This window comes from Tsukamurella ocularis (genome assembly GCF_024807615.1).
Taxonomy (GTDB): Bacteria; Actinomycetota; Actinomycetes; order Mycobacteriales; family Mycobacteriaceae; genus Tsukamurella; species Tsukamurella ocularis.
Genome location: NZ_JANUCJ010000002.1, coordinates 485,997 through 502,090 on the forward strand (window position 1 = coordinate 485,997; position 16,094 = coordinate 502,090).

Annotated in this window: 17 protein-coding genes and 5 tRNA genes; 15 read left to right on the forward strand and 7 right to left on the reverse strand. The window is 67.9% G+C overall.

All coding sequences use genetic code 11. The features are described 5' to 3' along the window. The first annotated feature begins 26 nt into the window (after nt 1–26). The 4 genes from HNP44_RS20905 to HNP44_RS08400 all read left to right on the forward strand — a co-directional run bounded on the left by HNP44_RS20905 (nt 27) and on the right by HNP44_RS08400 (nt 4,732). On the forward strand, nt 27–923 hold the full coding sequence (locus tag HNP44_RS20905) for a serine/threonine-protein kinase (RefSeq protein WP_259143011.1): 897 nt from the start codon (nt 27–29) through the stop codon (nt 921–923). A gap of 59 nt (nt 924–982) precedes the next feature. Beyond that, on the forward strand, nt 983–2,464 hold the full coding sequence (locus HNP44_RS08390) for an amino acid permease (protein ID WP_259143008.1): 1,482 nt from the start codon (nt 983–985) through the stop codon (nt 2,462–2,464). Between the two features lie 634 nt (nt 2,465–3,098). Then, complete coding sequence (locus tag HNP44_RS08395; RefSeq protein WP_259143006.1) at nt 3,099–3,941, forward strand: hypothetical protein; 843 nt, start codon at nt 3,099–3,101, stop codon at nt 3,939–3,941. Between the two features lie 128 nt (nt 3,942–4,069). Then, nucleotides 4,070–4,732, forward strand: coding sequence for a DUF4304 domain-containing protein (locus HNP44_RS08400; RefSeq protein ID WP_259172102.1), 663 nt, complete (start codon nt 4,070–4,072; stop codon nt 4,730–4,732). Nucleotides 4,733–4,777: 45 nt separating this feature from the next. Here the strand turns inward: HNP44_RS08400 and HNP44_RS08405 are convergent, their stop codons facing one another. Next, nucleotides 4,778–5,233, reverse strand: a complete 456-nt coding sequence (locus HNP44_RS08405; protein WP_259140244.1) for an Lrp/AsnC family transcriptional regulator — start codon at nt 5,231–5,233, stop codon at nt 4,778–4,780. Nucleotides 5,234–5,359: 126 nt separating this feature from the next. Here HNP44_RS08405 and HNP44_RS08410 point away from each other — a divergent pair, with 126 nt between their 5' ends. Further along, nucleotides 5,360–5,908, forward strand: coding sequence for an RBBP9/YdeN family alpha/beta hydrolase (locus HNP44_RS08410; RefSeq protein ID WP_259140241.1), 549 nt, complete (start codon nt 5,360–5,362; stop codon nt 5,906–5,908). A 75-nt stretch (nt 5,909–5,983) separates the two neighbouring features. Here the strand turns inward: HNP44_RS08410 and HNP44_RS08415 are convergent, their stop codons facing one another. Beyond that, nucleotides 5,984–6,586, reverse strand: coding sequence for a hypothetical protein (locus HNP44_RS08415; protein ID WP_259140240.1), 603 nt, complete (start codon nt 6,584–6,586; stop codon nt 5,984–5,986). 330 nt (nt 6,587–6,916) lie between these two features. Further along, nucleotides 6,917–6,988: transfer RNA gene (locus tag HNP44_RS08420), tRNA-Val, on the reverse strand. A 259-nt stretch (nt 6,989–7,247) separates the two neighbouring features. Here HNP44_RS08420 and HNP44_RS08425 point away from each other — a divergent pair. The 3 genes from HNP44_RS08425 (at nt 7,248) to HNP44_RS08435 (ending at nt 7,535) form a co-directional block, all read left to right on the forward strand. After that, nucleotides 7,248–7,320, forward strand: a tRNA-Gly gene (locus tag HNP44_RS08425). Between the two features lie 17 nt (nt 7,321–7,337). Further along, nucleotides 7,338–7,411 (forward strand) — tRNA-Cys (locus HNP44_RS08430). Between the two features lie 49 nt (nt 7,412–7,460). After that, a tRNA-Val gene (locus HNP44_RS08435) sits at nt 7,461–7,535 on the forward strand. 71 nt (nt 7,536–7,606) lie between these two features. Here the strand turns inward: HNP44_RS08435 and HNP44_RS08440 are convergent. Then, nucleotides 7,607–8,116 carry a hypothetical protein gene (locus HNP44_RS08440; protein WP_259140239.1) on the reverse strand — a complete coding sequence of 170 codons (510 nt, stop codon included), beginning with the start codon at nt 8,114–8,116 and terminating at the stop codon, nt 7,607–7,609. A gap of 384 nt (nt 8,117–8,500) precedes the next feature. Here HNP44_RS08440 and HNP44_RS08445 point away from each other — a divergent pair, with 384 nt between their 5' ends. The 3 genes from HNP44_RS08445 (at nt 8,501) to HNP44_RS08455 (ending at nt 10,658) form a co-directional block, all read left to right on the forward strand. Continuing rightward, complete coding sequence (locus tag HNP44_RS08445) at nt 8,501–8,671, forward strand: hypothetical protein (protein WP_259140237.1); 171 nt, start codon at nt 8,501–8,503, stop codon at nt 8,669–8,671. Between the two features lie 167 nt (nt 8,672–8,838). Then, nucleotides 8,839–8,911: transfer RNA gene (locus HNP44_RS08450), tRNA-Gly, on the forward strand. A 184-nt stretch (nt 8,912–9,095) separates the two neighbouring features. Further along, nucleotides 9,096–10,658, forward strand: coding sequence for an acyl-CoA carboxylase subunit beta (locus HNP44_RS08455; protein WP_259140236.1), 1,563 nt, complete (start codon nt 9,096–9,098; stop codon nt 10,656–10,658). Nucleotides 10,659–10,665: 7 nt separating this feature from the next. Here the strand turns inward: HNP44_RS08455 and HNP44_RS08460 are convergent, their stop codons facing one another. Then, nucleotides 10,666–11,184: a CGNR zinc finger domain-containing protein gene (locus HNP44_RS08460; RefSeq protein ID WP_259140235.1), complete on the reverse strand. Its 519-nt coding sequence runs from the start codon at nt 11,182–11,184 to the stop codon at nt 10,666–10,668. A gap of 7 nt (nt 11,185–11,191) precedes the next feature. Continuing rightward, on the reverse strand, nt 11,192–11,365 hold the full coding sequence (locus HNP44_RS08465) for a hypothetical protein (protein WP_259140234.1): 174 nt from the start codon (nt 11,363–11,365) through the stop codon (nt 11,192–11,194). Nucleotides 11,366–11,469: 104 nt separating this feature from the next. On the opposite strand from HNP44_RS08465, the gene HNP44_RS08470 reads away from it, so the two are divergent. From HNP44_RS08470 to HNP44_RS08480, 3 genes are read left to right on the forward strand one after another with little or no spacing between them, the layout of a single operon-like run. Beyond that, nucleotides 11,470–11,649: a hypothetical protein gene (locus HNP44_RS08470; RefSeq protein ID WP_259140233.1), complete on the forward strand. Its 180-nt coding sequence runs from the start codon at nt 11,470–11,472 to the stop codon at nt 11,647–11,649. Then, complete coding sequence (locus HNP44_RS08475) at nt 11,639–13,888, forward strand: heavy metal translocating P-type ATPase (protein WP_259140232.1); 2,250 nt, start codon at nt 11,639–11,641, stop codon at nt 13,886–13,888. The genes HNP44_RS08470 and HNP44_RS08475 overlap by 11 nt, the downstream gene beginning before the upstream one ends. Before the next feature lie 5 nt (nt 13,889–13,893). Then, nucleotides 13,894–14,199 (forward strand): metal-sensitive transcriptional regulator, encoded by a 306-nt coding sequence (locus tag HNP44_RS08480; RefSeq protein WP_304941267.1) that lies wholly within the window; start codon nt 13,894–13,896, stop codon nt 14,197–14,199. A gap of 186 nt (nt 14,200–14,385) precedes the next feature. Here HNP44_RS08480 and zapE read toward each other — a convergent pair whose 3' ends face one another. Continuing rightward, nucleotides 14,386–15,411 (reverse strand): cell division protein ZapE, encoded by a 1,026-nt coding sequence (gene zapE / locus HNP44_RS08485; RefSeq protein WP_259140231.1) that lies wholly within the window; start codon nt 15,409–15,411, stop codon nt 14,386–14,388. 59 nt (nt 15,412–15,470) lie between these two features. On the opposite strand from zapE, the gene HNP44_RS08490 reads away from it, so the two are divergent. Beyond that, complete coding sequence (locus tag HNP44_RS08490) at nt 15,471–16,082, forward strand: dihydrofolate reductase family protein (RefSeq protein WP_259256867.1); 612 nt, start codon at nt 15,471–15,473, stop codon at nt 16,080–16,082. Nucleotides 16,083–16,094: the final 12 nt, after the last annotated feature.

The window sequence follows — 16,094 nt, forward strand, 5'->3', positions numbered from 1 at the left end:
AGCGCTACCGTTCAAAGGACATGCATATGCCCGAGATCGGAGACGTCGTCGCCGAGTACACCATCCTTCGGCGGCTCGGCCGCGGTGGCACCGCGGACGTGTTCCTCGCCCGGAGGCCCGGCGAGCAGGCCGTCGCGCTGAAGCTGGCTCGTAGGGCAGACGACGGCCAGAGGATCAGTCAGCGCTTCCAGCGGGAGTTCGACGCCGCTCGACGAGTCCACAGTCCGCACGTCGTCACCGCCATCGATGTCGGCGAGGCTCCCTTCGCGCGCGAGGGCCGCGCTGCCGTTAGCGTCGATCGCCCGTGGATCGCCCTGCAGTACGTGGACGGACACACGGCCTCCGACCTCGTGCCGCGCGGCACTGTCGAGCCCGACCTCGCGGTCACGCTTCCCGTACTGGTCGATATCGGCCGCGCCCTCGACGACTGTCACCGAGCAGGTGTCCTGCATCGGGATGTCAAGCCCGGCAACATCCTCGTCGAGGAAGTCGCCGAACACAGCGCCTGCGGGTACCTGTCCGACTTCGGAGCGGCGCAACCCCTGGCGCCGCCGGCGACGGTCCGTTACGACGGCGACCTGCTCCTTTCGGTCCCGTACGCCGCGCCCGAACTGCTGCGAGCGCAAGATCTGTGCCCGCAGACCGATGGATACGCCTTCGCGGCAACAGCGTTCGAGCTGCTCACCGGGCAGCCGCCCTTCCGTCGCAATACTGCCATCGCAATCAGGTACGCGCAGCTCCACGAGTCCGTCCCGTCCCCGGACTCACTCCGGCGGTGGCTCCCCTCCGGCCTCACGGCGGTGTTCCGCAAGGCGCTGGCTAAGCGACCCGAGGACCGCTACGCCACCTGTTCGCGACTCGCGGAGATCCTCCACCGCGCACTCCGCGATGTGCAGCCGCCACCTCCTCACCGGGCTAAGTAGCGCGGCCGTAACAGAAACGGCACCGTTCTCGTCACGAGCCGCACCTACCGTTCCCGGGCATGACGTCACCAACGGACTACGACAACTCCGTCCTCGCACACGAGGAGGAGGGGTACCACAAGACCCTGAAGCCACGGCAGATCCAGATGATCGCGATCGGCGGCGCGATCGGAACCGGCCTGTTCATGGGCGCGGGCAGCCGACTGCACGATGCCGGGCCCGGCCTGTTCCTCGTCTACGCGGTGTGCGGCCTCGTGGTCTTCTTCATCCTCCGCGCTCTCGGCGAGCTGGTGCTGCATCGCCCGTCCTCCGGGTCGTTCGTCTCGTACGCGCGCGAATTCTTCGGGGAGAAGACGGCGTTCGTCACCGGGTGGCTGTACTTCTTCAACTGGGCGGCGACCGCGATCGTGGACGTGACCGCGATCGCACTGTACGTCCACTACTGGGGCGCCTTCGAGGCGATACCCCAGTGGACGATCGCCCTGATCGCGTTGGCGATCGTGATGGCTATGAACATCATTTCCGTCAAGCTCTTCGGCGAGATGGAGTTCTGGGCGGCGATCATCAAGGTCGTCGCACTGGTCGGATTCCTCATCGTCGGCATCGTCATACTCGCCTCGCGCATGAAGGTCGGCGGACACACGACCGGCCCCTCCCTCATCGCCGACAATGGGGGCCTGCTACCGGTCGGCGCCCTGCCGTTGGTCGTCGTCGTCTCGGGCGTCGTCTTCGCCTATGCCGCAGTCGAGCTTGTCGGCATCGCGGCAGGCGAGACCGCTGAGCCTGCCAAGGTGATGCCGCGCGCCATCAACTCCGTGATCGTGCGCATCGCCGTCTTCTACGTGGGCTCGCTCATCCTGCTCGCACTGCTCGTGCCTTACACCGAATTCGCCAAGGGCACCAGCCCGTTCGTCACCTTCTTCTCCAAGATCGGCGTACCGTACGCCGGCGATGTCATGAACCTCGTCGTTCTCACGGCGGCACTGTCGAGCCTCAACGCCGGCCTGTACTCCACAGGCCGGATCCTGCGGTCGATGGCACTCAACGGCAGCGGCCCGGCGTTCACCGGCAAGATGAACCGCAACGGCGTCCCCTTCGGCGGCATCGCCCTCACCGGTGCGCTCACCCTGCTCGGAGTGGTACTCAACATGTTCGTCCCGGAGGAGGCCTTCAACATCGCGCTCGACCTGTCCGCGCTAGGCATCATCTCGACGTGGGCGATGATCCTGCTGTGCCAGATCCAGTTGCACCGATGGGCCGACAAGGGCATCGTCACCCGGCCGACGTTCCGACAGCTCCTGTCCCCCTGGAGCAGCTACGCGTCCCTCATCTTCCTCGCGGCCGTCGTCGTCCTGATGTGTTACGAGAACATCTGGAACCTGTACGCGATCATCGCTCTGGTACCCATGCTCATCGGCGGTTGGTACGCAGTGCGCGGCAAGGTAATGGCCGTGGCGGCCGAGCGCGTCGGCTACACCGGCCGATACCCCGTACTCCCCGAGCCACCCATCCCCACCGACCACAGCCGCGACCACGAGTGAGCTTTCGAGCCCGACCCGCACCGGCCGGTCGAGGTAGGCCGCGCCTTGTGCCGGCGAGGCATGCCCGTGATCGGAGTGCGCACGTCACCGTCGGGGATGGCGGCCGCGCGCATGAACCGCGTACTCGCGAACGCCACCCCTCACATCTACGGCGAGGCATGTCCCCCAGGCCTGGCGACCGGTCTGAACGGTGGACCGCGGCACGGCAGTGGAGGGGTGCGGCGCCGCATGTCGCTGCCATCACGAATCACCTGCGGTTGCGCCGGTAGGCGCATGAGTAGTTCTCCCTGCAATGGACACGGGTTGATACTGAGTCATCAGCAACCCGGCCGCGGCAGACTGTGCTCATGCCGCTCAGGGGATCACTCGTTGGCGCCAGCTCGAAGTGCTGTTGGATTCATGACGTTGTGGTGCACTGCCTCCGGCAACAATGGCGTATGCAATCGAGGCAGGCTGGGAGGTCGGAATGAGGCGCGGTGCCGCCGCAACCAGAGTGAGACGATCGGCCGCGGCCTTTGTGTGTGCGGTCGTGGCGGCGGGTGGCGTGTCCGGTTGCATTCCTGGCGAGGGTTCAGCTGAGGGCAAGGCGCTTGAGTCCACGCTGCGAGCGCTTCCGTCGGTCGAGGCAGTGTCAGTGACCAATTACGTCCGGCATTCGACCTATCGTCTGTTGGAGGTGCAGGTCCGAATCCGCGATGCAACGACCACTGGAGAGCTGCGTGCGATCCAGGACGTGTACTCCGAGCGGGTGGCGGGGCGTGCGGGATCGGGGCAGGCGGTGGCTCCGTTGTCGATCGAGTGGTGCGAGCCCCGCTCAGCAAGTCCGGGTTCCACCTGTGGTTGCCCGTCGGGGGCGGATGTGGATCCGTTTCGGGCGCCTGGCAATTGCAGTTCGCTTCGGTCTGAACCGGGCGTGCAGGTGCCGAACGAGCAGTGGCTCCGGCTCAGGCGCACCGATCCGATCGATCATGTGCAGATGGCTGTGTCGCAGTCGACGCGGACCATCGAAGTGGAGGCCGCACCCTACAAGCTCAGGCAGACGGTGCAGCTGGTTCGATCCTCGTTTTCCGACCTCGTCGATGCGGGGTGGACGTTCCGTTCTGTGTCCTCGACGATCCAAGCCCCGGATGGGATCCCCGATGACACTGTCCTTGCGGTGTGGGATCACTTGGGAGAGCGGTCAGCGGCGACGATCACTCGATTCCGGTTCCGGCAATCACCATCGATCTCTGACACTGACCTGGTTGCCGTCGACATGCACGCACTGTCCATCGAGGAGGTGCGTGCCCAGGCTCTCCGGCATCTCACAGTTCTGCAGAAGCTCGGTCGCCCGGTGATCTACCAAGCGACCATCGCCGGCAACGTCACCATCGACGTCTTCGTCAACGGCTGCAAGCGGCGAAACACCGGGACAGTGCCCACCGCGCCACCGCCACCAGTGCAAGAGGGGCTTCGCAGCCAGTACGAGCGATGCTGACCGAATCGTCCGGCACCGCACTGGACACCCGGCAGCGCTTCGGAAGACGGTGGTGATCAACAAGCCGAACGTTGGAGGCGGGCGGCACGCTCTGAAAGACGAACCCGCGCCCGGATGTAAGGAACGAGATGTCACAGAGCACTGAACTCAATCAACTGTTTGACGAGGTTCTCTCGCAGGGCGTACGGCCGCTGCTCAGGGAGCATGGTTTCGTCAAGTCGGGCCGGTCGTTTACCCGCCGACGCGGCCCGATCTACGACCGGATTCACTTCCAGGGATCGAGTGTGAACTCCTACGCCCCGCCGCACCGGTTCTACGTCAACGTCGACGTCGGGTCGACCGATATCGATGATGCCTACCTGGGCTGGAACAACGACCGCCGCCTCAAGACCGAACCGATTCTCACAGGCCGGTGGGAACAGTTCGTCGACGGCGCACCCGACCGGGTCGAGTGGGACCTCGACACCGACCAAGCCGCGCTCATCGAGATGATCCGCCAGAACGTACTTGAGGCGCTCGCGGTGATCGATCCCTTGTCGACTACCGCAAAGCTTGTCGACTGGGGTGTCGCCGAGGGAGGCGCGAACCATCTTGCAAAGCTATCCGCTTACCTTGTGACGATCGGCGACCTGGACACGCTCACGATCTACATCAGCCGGCTGTATTCCCGCTGGAGTGAGGACTCGCGGTGGCCGATGTTCAGCGGTTTCCTCCGTGGCGCTATCGGCGAAGCTGCAGAGCCTTACATCGCTCGGGGCCTCCTCGACGACGGCAGTGGTCTTCGGCCCTAACGCTCTGGCTGTCTTCCCGAATGTGAGCGTCACTGGTGATGCGGTTCAGAGTGCCAGCGACGTATCCCTGCCGAGCGGTTTGGGTGAGTATGCTCTCAGGACCAGTGCGGTGGTGACGGGTCCGAAGCGCGCGATGGAGTCCACGATCTGTTCGAGCCGGGCTGCGTCGATGCAGTGGGTGTCGAAGATGAGGCAGTCTTCGCCGGTGACGCGCAGTGTCGAGATGATCTCGTTGGTCGTGGCCGCCAGTTTCAGAGCGGGTGCCAGTTGCGCATGAGTGGTGCGGAGACGGATCACGGCGTGGATGTTGAGGCCAAGTGCTGCCGGGTCGACGACAGCTCGGTAGCCGGTTATGACGCCGAGCTTCTCTAGGCGCTGGATGCGTGCGCTCGCCGCTGGTTGGGAGAGTCCGACCCGTCGGCCGACTTCCGCTCCGGTGAGGCGGCCTTGGCGTTGCAGAAGTTCGAGGATGCTCTGGTCGATCCGATCGAGTGCTTCCATTGAGTTCGACACCATCTTCCTCGCGATCACTTGCAGTGCACTGCAGTCACGTTGGATTCCATCACACTTGGACCACAGCGATCGGCCCACATGGCTGTTCAACGAGTGATTCGGTGGTGATGCAGCATGGTGTCGTATGTGATCGTTCCGGGTATCGACGGGTCGGATGATCAGCACTGGCAGACGTTCTGGGAGAAGGAGTGGGGCGACCTCGGCGTACGCATTGCGCCGCGTTCCTGGTCGGAGCCAGACTTGGCGAACTGGGTCGACTCCGTACAGGACGCGTTCGACGAAGCTTCAGTACGGGACCGCGAGGTGGTGCTGGTAGCGCACAGCCTGGGTTGTTGGGCCGTCTCTGAGTGGCTGGCGAGGAACCCGGCTGCCCGGGTCAAGGCAGCCTTTCTGGCTGCACCCCCTGACCCGCTGGGCAGCGCCTTCCCGCGGGATGCGGCGTCAACGTTCGTGAACGTCGAAGCCCGGACTCTCTCGTGCCCGAGCATCGTTGTGGCCAGCTCGAACGATCCCTATTGCGATCTCCACACGGCAGCGCGGATTGCGGGTGCGTGGGGATCGGACGTCCAGCAGGTCGGCGCGGTCGGGCACATCAACTCAGCAAGCGGATTAGGGGCGTGGCCGCTCGGACGAGGGATTCTGGCGACCTTGGCCAATGCCTGACGCTCATCGGAGATCTCTGATGCCCGGCCAGCACGGGGCGGCGCGTTGTTCGCCGAGCAAGGGCCGGGCCGCGAGCTAGCGATCTACTGGAGCGCCCCGACTAGGAGCCGATTGCCGCCCCGGGGGGGTGACCTGGTCGGCGACTGCCCGCGCCAGTGCGGCATGATCCAACGGTGCCATCGCGTCATCGATGGTCACCGGCTCGGGCACCAGCACAGGCTCCGCTGCGCTATCCGTGTCGTGCACACCGAGACCTGCCGTGGGGATTAGCACGGTTCCGTCCAAGGTCGGCGACCCGAGCAGTCGGTCAGCACCACGCGCGTGGGCGTCGCTGAACGGCCGCAACCAGCCCGGAAAAAGTTCCTCGTGATCAGCAATGAGCGAACCGTCGTCCAACCTCGCTATCGCGGTCACCGACACAATGATCACGCGCGATCCTGCCGGCAACAACGCCACCAGTTGCTCCACGATCCCTACATAAAATGTCCCGTCGAAGCCATCGAAAGACTCTGGTGGTGATGTGAATGGCGTGACCGCCACGACAACCGCCCGGGCATCGACACCGCTCAGTGCAGCCCCTAAATCATCACCCTCATCCACTCCGCGCGCACCTGGGCCGCCACACACCACCCTGAACCCGAAGCCAAATAGTCCCGGGCGGGCCTTGTCCAGCGGCATCACAACCAGCTCGATCGGTCTTCGCCCCGCTCTCGGGAGCGCTACTGAAGCATCCGTCCACAACAGGAGGTTGCGCTGCCCGATGGGAACTTCCGCTGGCGCACCGTGGCAATCCTTGACCGCAAGGTCCATGTTCAGACCACGCGGTCTAGAGACACGGTCACCTCCGAGCAGCGGCGCGCCCAGCTCGCCGACGCCGCCCGCTCAAGTACGCCCGCGATCTCGCCCGGGCGCCGATGGACCAGCCGAACAGGAACAGATCCACGTCGGTCACGTAAGGGTCACACGGTCCACAACGAAAAAACCGCCCGTTACCAGGCGGTTTCTCTGTGGTCCTAGCTGGGATCGAACCAGCGACCTTCCCCGTGTGAAGGGGACGCTCTCCCACTGAGCCATAGGACCGAACTCGTTCGCGTCTCGGTGATACCAGCGAGGCGAACGAGAGAGAACACTAACACGACGGCTGAGCGAAAGGGTAATCGGGTACCCCACCTGGGACTACAGTCCGAACCTGTAAGTCGACGCTGTTCAGGGCTGCGCCCCACCACGCCGACTGCGCACGAAACACAGGGTGACCAGGCGATTTGGCAGAGCGCTCGATGTTCACGTAGTGTTCTCTCTCGCACCGGAAAGGCGCTTTCGAGCGCCGGTCCGGACGAATGCGGATGTAGCGCAGTTGGTAGCGCATCACCTTGCCAAGGTGAGGGTCGCGGGTTCGAATCCCGTCATCCGCTCGAAGTGGGCTTACCGTGGCGGTGTGGCCGAGTGGTGAGGCAACGGCCTGCAAAGCCGTGCACACGGGTTCGATTCCCGTCGCCGCCTCCAACACGCTCAGCCACTCCGCAACGGAGCGGCTGAGCGCCACTTCACGTAAGCGCGATTAGCTCAGTGGGAGAGCGCTTCCCTGACACGGAAGAGGTCACTGGTTCAATCCCAGTATCGCGCACCACCAAGAAGACCCCCTGTTCGCAGGGGGTTTTCTTGTATTGTTCGGACCTCTCGCGAGCGCCTATCACCGGGTCAGTCGGGGACAGGCAGCCCGTGGCATGAACATCGCGCGGGCGACGTCGTCGCCGAACCAGCAGCCTCAGCGGATCCTCCGGACATCACTTCACCCTCTGCGGGCTCGGGCTCGGGCTCGGGCTCGGGCTCGGGCTCGGGCTCGGGCTCGGGCTCGGGCTCGGGCTCGGGCTCGGGCTCGGGCTCGGGCTCGGGACAAGCCTGCACCGCGGGAGTCGACGGGGCGGCCGGCTCCGCAGCACTGACGTCCGCCGGCTCAGCGCCCTGGGCGGCGATCGGATCCACCCCCGTCGACGACCTCGAGGTGCGCCACCTCGCGAGGAGGTGGACGATGTACAACAGCACCCCGACCAGGCCCGCCACCACACCGAGGGCGCACAGTCCGATCGTCACCCCGACCGGGATCGCATCGATGAACCCCGTGGCGATCGCCGCAGCGATCAGCGCTATGCACGCGCCGTTCCAGAACAGGGCTCGGTCAGGCGGAGGTGAGGGTACTCGAGTCGACACGGACACTCCCACCGGTCACTCAGTGCACGACGGGCCGAGCTGCTTCAGCCCCTGGAACGACGTTCGATCTGTTCGACACCACCACGGCCGGACGTGGTGCGCACCGCCATGATAGACGGTCAGATCTGCCATCCGGCCTGAGTACGCAGCATCTGAGAACGAATACAAATGCGCCGCAACACCATCGAGAGCGCACCTCACTCGACCACGTTCGGCACGTCTTGGTGATTGCACGCGAGCGCTGAGCACCCTGCGCTGCAACCACACGTGACCGCCGGACGGTGCGCACCTCCTCGACGGGATGTAATCCCGGGCGACCCCGGACAGCGCCCCACCGCCGGTCGCGCACGCACGAGCGGCGCACCGCCAGCTCGGGGGGCGCGGGTGGCCGTCACCGTCGACTCGGAGGGAAAGGCGCAACGCTGCCGCGAGCTCGCCGCCGACATCGCGATCACCTACCGCGAACAGGTCTTTGCAGCCGAGCTCGCCGTCCAGGCCGATGTGATCCTCGACATCATGGTCGGCACTACCTCCCGCGGAACATCGACGCGCTGAGGATCGGCGGGCGCCTCCCCTCGCCGATGCCGAGCAGGGCCAGGCCCTCCTCCAGTCGAAGGACTCCGTCGGCAAGGTCCTGCTCCTGCCGCGGGAAGCCTGACGCCACCAGCCGATTCGCGCCCGGGCGCAACCTTCGTGTAACTTGTTGCTCGCCCGACGGGCACGCGGATGTAGCGCAGTTGGTAGCGCATCACCTTGCCAAGGTGAGGGTCGCGGGTTCGAATCCCGTCATCCGCTCAAGAAGCCCCGGCCACGTACGTGGCCGGGGCTTCAGCCATTCCTCACGTACCGGGCTGGTGTGATCGCCGAACTCCTCTGGAGGAGACCTGCCGGGTTGACGATCGTGGCTCTCGGACCGGCGGGAATGGACGGAACAAGGCCAGCTGTCCACCGGGCCGTGGACACCTGCTAGCTTCCGACTGTGAGTGAACCCACGCCGGAACAGGCCCTGAACGACCGCGTGCGAGCCGCCTACGGGGCGGTCACCGACGAGGCGCGCGCAGAGAAGGTCGCCAAACAGCACGCCCGCGGCAAGATGACCGCCCGCGAGCGGGTCGCACTGCTCACGAATGGCGGATTCCACGAGTTCGGCGCGCTCGCCGGCCCGGGCCCCGCGCAGCAGGGCGCCGCTCCCCTCGTCGCGCCGGGCGACGGCGTGGTGACCGGCGTCGGGTACATCGACGGCCGGCCGGCGGCGATCGCGGCGTTCGACTTCACCGTCCTCGGCGGCAGCAACGGCGCCACCGGCATGGCGAAGCTGGACCGGTGCGCCGAGCGCGCGCTGCTCGACGGGATCCCGCTGATCATGCTCATGGACGGCGGCGGCCACCGGATGCAGGAGGCCCTGGACTCGCGCCTCGCCGCCCCGGGATCGCGGCTTCTGCTGCGCCTGGCAGACCTCTCCGGCCACGTGCCGCTGGTCGCGGCGATGATGGGCCCCGGATTCGGTGCGCCCGCGAACATCTCGGCGTGCTGCGATTTCGTCACGATCGTGCGGGGCATGGGCACCATCGGCATCTCCTCGGCGCCGCTCGTGCAGGCGGCGACGGGCGAGAATCTCACCAACGACGAGATCGGCGGCGCCGACCTCCAGGCGGAGCGCGGCGTGGTCGATGTGGTCACCGACACCGAACAGGAGTCGGTCGACGCGATCCGCGCCTTCCTCAGCTACCTCCCCGCCTCCGCCACCGACGAGCCGCTCGTCGCGCCCGGCCCGTACGAGCCCGGCGACACGGCCGACGGACTGGACACGCTGGTCCCGTCGTCGATGCGGCAGGCCTACGACGTGGTGGACGTGATCGAGGCGATCGCGGATATCGACACCGTCTTCGAGCTCAAGCGGCTGCACGCGCCGAACATCGTCACCGCCTTCGCCCGGATCGACGGCCGCCCGGTGGGCGTGGTCGCGAACCAGCCGCGCTTCCATGCGGGCGCGCTCGATGCCAACGCCTGCGAGAAGGCGGCGCACTTCATCGCGGTGTGCGACACCTTCGGGCTGCCGCTGCTGATCCTCATCGACCTCCCCGGCTTCCTCGTCGGCGCGGGCGCCGAGGAGACGAACCTAGTGCGGCGCAGCGCACGGCTCGGCTACGAACTGGCCGCGGCGACGGTGCCGCGCTTCGTGATCGTGACCCGCAAGGCCTACGGCGCCGCGTACATCGCGATGGGCGGCGGCCGCAGCATCGAAGCCGATCTCTCGCTCGCCTGGCCGACCGCGGAGATCTGCGCGATCCCCATCGAGAGCGCCGTCGACCTCGCCTTCCGCTCGCAGTACGAGGCCGCGCCCGACCCGGCGAAGGCGCGCGGCGACCTCATCACCCTGTTCCAGGCGAACGTCGACCCGCTGCTCGCGGCCGACGGCTTCGGCATCGACGACGTGGTGCTCCCGTCCGCGACGCGGTCGATGCTCGCGGAGGCGCTGGGGCGGGTGCGCCGCCGACCGCCGCGGGTGCCGCAGAAGCGGCGGTCGATCTCCCCCATCTAGCGATCGACTAGGCCCCACGGTGCCGGCGCACCGCGTCGGTGTTGGCGCAGCGCGGCGAGCAGTACGACTGCCGACCGCCACGGCTGGTGTCGGCGAACACCTTCGGGCAGCCCGCGCGGGCGCAGGCGCCCAGCCGCGCCCCCTCCGCCTCGGCGGTGAAGACGGCGAGCCCGCCCGCGGTGACCGCCTTGACGCGGCTCAGCAGGGACTCGGTCTCCGGGGTGAAGTGCAGGTGCGGCCGCCAGTCGTCGTGGGCGGTGAGGTAGATCCCGGCGGTCCCGTCGTCCAGGAGCCGGTTCACCGCGGTGCAGCGGTCGTCGACGGTCGCGGTCAGGAAGGGCGCCCGCAGCAGTTCGGCCCAGTCGTGGAGGCCGCGCACCGCGCCGTCGTCCAGGTCGATCCGGCGGATCTCGTGGTCGCGCAGCACGGCGGCGACGGCGTCCTGGGTCCACTCGCCGTCGGCCCGGAGATTCACCAGGTCGACGGCGAGCCGGACTCCGGTCATGTTGTCGTGGTCGAACTGCACCCCTCGATCATCCCGCCCGGGCGGTGATCTCGGGCTGCGACACAGACACCTCGGCGGTCCGGCCGACCAGTTTGATCCGCCACGCGCCGCAGGCGCAGCGCTGGTACATCACGACCCCCTCGCTGGTCGGGTGGTGGGATTCGGTCTCCCAAGCGTGGATCTGCGTCTCGTTCTCGTTCATGTCGTCAGCGTGCGACCGGCTCATTCGACGTTTCAACCATTACATCGCCGGCGCCCGCACCACCACGCCGCTCGTACCCTAGGGGGGTATAGTAGGGTGTACCGATGCGAAAGGCGGGCGAGACGATGAATCCCCTGGTGACGATAGGTGCGTTCGCGGCCGGCCTGGCCGTCGTCTTCGGCGCCGCGTTCGCCGTGGGAGCCGCCGTCGGACCGCCGGCCGAGGGGCCCGGGCCGCACGCCGGCGCACCGTCGACGGCGGAGGGGGGCCACGGTGGCCACTGAGGCCCGACCGTCCGAGACCGCGGTCGACCTCGCGATCGACGGCATGACCTGCGCGTCGTGCGCGAACCGCATCGAACGCAAGCTGAACAAGCTCGTCGGGGTCACCGCCACGGTCAACTTCGCCACGGAGAAGGCGCACGTCATCGCCCCGGCGGGCACCGATGCCGCCGTCCTCATCGACACCGTCGAGCAGGCGGGGTACGCCGCGCACGTGCCCGCTCCCCCGGGCGGCGACGCGGAGGACGAACCCGCCGGGCGTACCCATGAGCCCGCCGACGCGCTGCGCCGGCGCCTGCTGATCAGCGTCGCGCTCACCGTACCGGTGATCGCCATGGCGATGATCCCGGCGCTGCAGTTCGACTATTGGCAGTGGCTCTCGCTGACACTGGCCTCGCCGGTGGTCATGTGGAGCGCACGCCCCTTCCACCGGGCCGCATGGGCCAACCTCAAGCACGGCACCGCCACGATGGACACGCTCGTGTCGATCGGCGTCCTGGCCGCGTTCGGCTGGTCGGTCTACGCGCTGTTCTGGGGCGCCGCCGGCGTCACCGGCATGACGCACCCGTTCACGTTCACCGTCGAGCGGATGGACGGCACCGCGAACATCTACCTGGAGGCGGCCGCGGGCGTCACCACGTTCATCCTGGCGGGGCGGTACTTCGAGGCGAAGAGCAAGCGGCAGGCCGGCGCGGCGCTCCGCGTCCTACTGGAGCTCGGCGCCAAGGACGTGACGGTGCTCCGAGACGGCATCGAGACGCTCCTCCCCATCGGTGGGCTCGCCGTGGGCGACGAATTCGTCGTGCGGCCGGGCGAGAAGGTCGCGACCGACGGGATCGTCGTCGCCGGCCGGTCCGCCGTCGACGCCTCGATGCTCACCGGCGAGGCGGTGCCCGTCGAGGTACGCGCCGGCGATCCGGTGACGGGCGCGACGGTCAACGCCGGTGGCCGGCTCGTAGTGCGCGCCACCCGCGTCGGCGCCGACACCCAGCTCGCCCAGATGAGCCGCCTCGTCGAGGACGCTCAGGCCGGGAAGGCCAAGGCACAGCGCCTCGCCGACCGGATCTCCGGTGTCTTCGTGCCGATCGTGATCGCGATCTCGGTCGGCGCCCTGGGCTTCTGGCTCGGCACCGGGCAGCCCGCGTCGATGGCGCTCACAGCCGCCGTCTCCGTCCTCATCATCGCGTGTCCTTGCGCCCTCGGCCTGGCCACCCCGACGGCCCTACTCGTCGGCACGGGCCGCGGCGCCCAGCTCGGCATCCTCATCAAGGGCCCCGAGGCGCTGGAGCAGACCCGCGCCGTCGACACCGTCGTGCTCGACAAGACCGGCACCGTGACGACCGGCGTGATGACACTGCAGGCCGTGCACGCCGCTCCTGGCGAGACCGCCGACGACGTGCTGAACGTCGCCGCCGCGCTCGAGGCGGCGTCCGAACACCCGATCGCCCGCGCCGTCGTCCGAGCCGCCCCCACTCCACTCGCCGCCGTGGACGACTTCTCCGCCGTGCCCGGGCTCGGGGTGCGCGGAGTCGTGGGCGGACGCGCCGTCGTCGGCGGGCGCCCGAGCCTGCTCGACGAGGCGGCGATGCCCCTGCCCGACAATCTGCGTGCCGCGTTCGACGAGGCCCAGCACCGGGGACAGACCCCGATCGCAGTCGGCTGGGACGGCGCCGCTCGCGGCGTGCTCGTGGTCTCCGACGAGGTCAAACCCACGTCCCGAGAGGCGATTGCACGGCTCCGCGGCCTGGGACTGCGCCCGATCATGCTCACGGGCGACAACGAACCCGCGGCGCGGTTCGTCGCGGCGCAGGTCGGCATCGACGAGGTGATCGCGGACGTGCTGCCGGCTCAGAAGGTGGACGCAGTGCGCCGACTCCAGGCGCAGAACCGGGCCGTGGCGATGGTCGGCGACGGGGTCAACGACGCCGCGGCCCTCGCGACCGCCGACCTGGGCATCGCCATGGGCACGGGCACCGACGCCGCGATCGAGGCGGCCGACCTCACCCTGGTCGGCGGCGACCTGAGCACCGTCGTCGACGCGATCCGGCTCTCGCGCCGCACGCTGAGCACGATCAAGGCCAACCTGTTCTGGGCCTTCGCCTACAACGTGGCGGCGCTCCCCCTGGCTGCGGCCGGGCTGCTCAACCCCATGCTCGCCGGCGCCGCGATGGCGCTGTCCTCCGTCTTCGTGGTCAGCAACAGCCTGCGGCTGCGGAGTTTCCGGCCCCAGAAGGGATACTGATCCCCATGACCACCGACGCCGGCCACGCGCACCACGGCTACATGTCCGACAAGGACGAGTACCTCAAGCGGCTGCGCCGCATCGAGGGGCAGGCCCGGGGCCTGCAGCGGATGGTCGAGGAGGAGAAGTACTGCATCGACATCCTCACGCAGGTCTCCGCCATGACCAAGGCGCTCCAGGCCGTCGGGCTCGGTCTCCTGGAGGACCACATGAGCCACTGCGTCGTCGACGCGGCACGTTCGGGCGACGAGGCGGAGACCGCTGCCAAGCTCAAAGAGGCCACGGACGCGATCGCTCGGTTCACGCGCTGAACCACTCGTGCACTTGCGGAGTCCTGGTTCCGCCCGTCGGAATGCGCAAACCTTCTTCCCCGAAGCAAAGCGTTCCCGTACAGTGACTGTTGTCAGCGAAGTGAGACGCGTCTCACACTCCGGCACCCTCACCCATGCACCCGCCCGGTCCCACACATCACCGGGCGGGTGTTGGTGTGTTCCGGGCTAACGCGCGTCCGCGGAGGCGAAGCGCGACAGCGCGAGCAGGCGCGACGTCGCGCGCAGGTACTTCTTACGGTAACCGCCGGCGAGCATCTCCGGGGTGAAGATCTCGTCGAGCTTCGCGCCCGAGACGAGCACCGGGATCCCGGCGTCGTAGAGCCGATCCGCGAGCACGACGATCCGCAGCGCGACGGTCTGATTGTCGGCCGGGTGCACCCCACGGATGCAGACCTTGGAGATCCCCTCGACCAGCTGCTTGTACCGCGACGGGTGCAGCTTCGACAGGTGCTCCGACAGCGCGTCGAAGTCGTCGAGGGTGGCCGTGGGATCGGCCTCGGCGACCGCGACGAGCTCGTCGTCGGTGAGCGGGTCCGGCGCGGGCGGTAGGTCGCGGTGCCGGTAGTCGGGACCGTCGACGCGCACCGACTGGAAGACCGAGCTGAGCTTGTTGATCTCGCGGAGGAAGTCCTGCGCGGCGAACCGGCCCTCGCCCAGCTGCCCGGGCAGGGTGTTCGAGGTCGCCACGATCGACACACCACGAGCCGACAGCTCGGTGAGCAGCCGCGACATCACCATCGTGTCGCCCGGATCGTCAAGCTCGAACTCGTCGATGCAGATGACGCTGTGGTTCGCGAGGTACTCGACGCACTGGTTGAAGCCGAGCGCACCCACGAGGTGGGTGTACTCGACGAAGGTGCCGAAGGACTTCGGCGACGGGACGCTGTGAAAGATCGACGCCAGGAGGTGGGTCTTGCCGACGCCGAAGCCGCCGTCGAGGTAGAGGCCCACGCCGTGCGGCGGGGTGCTCCTACGCCCGAACAGGCTCTTCTTGTTCCGCTGCTTGGAGAGCTTGACCACGTCCGCGACGAAGGCCCGGCCCGTCTGGACCGCGGCGGCCTGAGTGGGCTGGTTCGGGTCCGGGATGTAGCTGTCGAAGCTGACCTCGCTGAACATCTCCGGCGGAACGAGCTGCTCCACCATCTGCTCCGGCGTCACCGTCGGGTTGCGATCCACGAGATGCAGCGTCATGAGTCGTGATCATATCCGCTGGTCGTCGCGGTCGAAAAATCCCGCGCTACGGTCGTGACGTGATCGACTCACTGCCCGCGGACGACACCGCCCTCGCCCTGGCCTATACACACCCGCTCGCGGAGGGCCGACCGTACGTGCGCGCCACCATGATCAGCTCGCTCGACGGATCGTCGACTGCGGCGGGCCGGTCGGGCGGCCTCGGCGGGGACGGCGACCGTCGGGTGTTCGGGGCCCTCCGCGCCGCCGCCGACGTAGTCCTCGTCGGAGCGGCGACGGTGCGCGACGAGGACTACGGCAGGCCCGCGCACCCCGCCCTGGCGATCGTGACGCGCGGGACCATCGCGCGCACCGACCGCCTGTACCCGGAGGACGGCGCGGAACCGATCGTCTACTCGGGGAAGGGTGGATCTGTCGACCTGCGCTCGGTGCTCGACGATCTGTACGCCCGCGGTCACCGTCGGATCCTCGCGGAGGGCGGCCCGGGCGTCCTCGGCGCGCTCCTCGCCGCGGGCCTCGTCGACGAGCTGTGCCTGACCATCGCGCCCGTGCTCGTCGGCGGCGAGGGCAAACGGATCGTCACCGGCCCCGAACTTCCGCTGGACCACTGGCGGCGGCACTCGGTCCTCGGCGACGACGAGGGCTACCTCTACACACGCTGGGCGCGCTGACGCCCCGGCCTC

What these genes read in the sequence shown, in the direction of transcription:
- HNP44_RS20905 (WP_259143011.1), top strand. Translation starts at nt 27, where the DNA reads ATGCCCGAGATCGGAGACGTCGTCGCCGAGTACACCATCCTTCGGCGG.
- HNP44_RS08390 (WP_259143008.1), top strand. Translation starts at nt 983, where the DNA reads ATGACGTCACCAACGGACTACGACAACTCCGTCCTCGCACACGAGGAG.
- HNP44_RS08400 (WP_259172102.1), top strand. Translation starts at nt 4,070, where the DNA reads ATGTCACAGAGCACTGAACTCAATCAACTGTTTGACGAGGTTCTCTCG.
- HNP44_RS08405 (WP_259140244.1), bottom strand. Translation starts at nt 5,233, where the DNA reads ATGGAAGCACTCGATCGGATCGACCAGAGCATCCTCGAACTTCTGCAA.
- HNP44_RS08410 (WP_259140241.1), top strand. Translation starts at nt 5,360, where the DNA reads ATGGTGTCGTATGTGATCGTTCCGGGTATCGACGGGTCGGATGATCAG.
- HNP44_RS08415 (WP_259140240.1), bottom strand. Translation starts at nt 6,586, where the DNA reads ATGCCGCTGGACAAGGCCCGCCCGGGACTATTTGGCTTCGGGTTCAGG.
- HNP44_RS08465 (WP_259140234.1), bottom strand. Translation starts at nt 11,365, where the DNA reads ATGAACGAGAACGAGACGCAGATCCACGCTTGGGAGACCGAATCCCAC.
- HNP44_RS08470 (WP_259140233.1), top strand. Translation starts at nt 11,470, where the DNA reads ATGCGAAAGGCGGGCGAGACGATGAATCCCCTGGTGACGATAGGTGCG.
- HNP44_RS08480 (WP_304941267.1), top strand. Translation starts at nt 13,894, where the DNA reads ATGACCACCGACGCCGGCCACGCGCACCACGGCTACATGTCCGACAAG.
- zapE (WP_259140231.1), bottom strand. Translation starts at nt 15,411, where the DNA reads ATGACGCTGCATCTCGTGGATCGCAACCCGACGGTGACGCCGGAGCAG.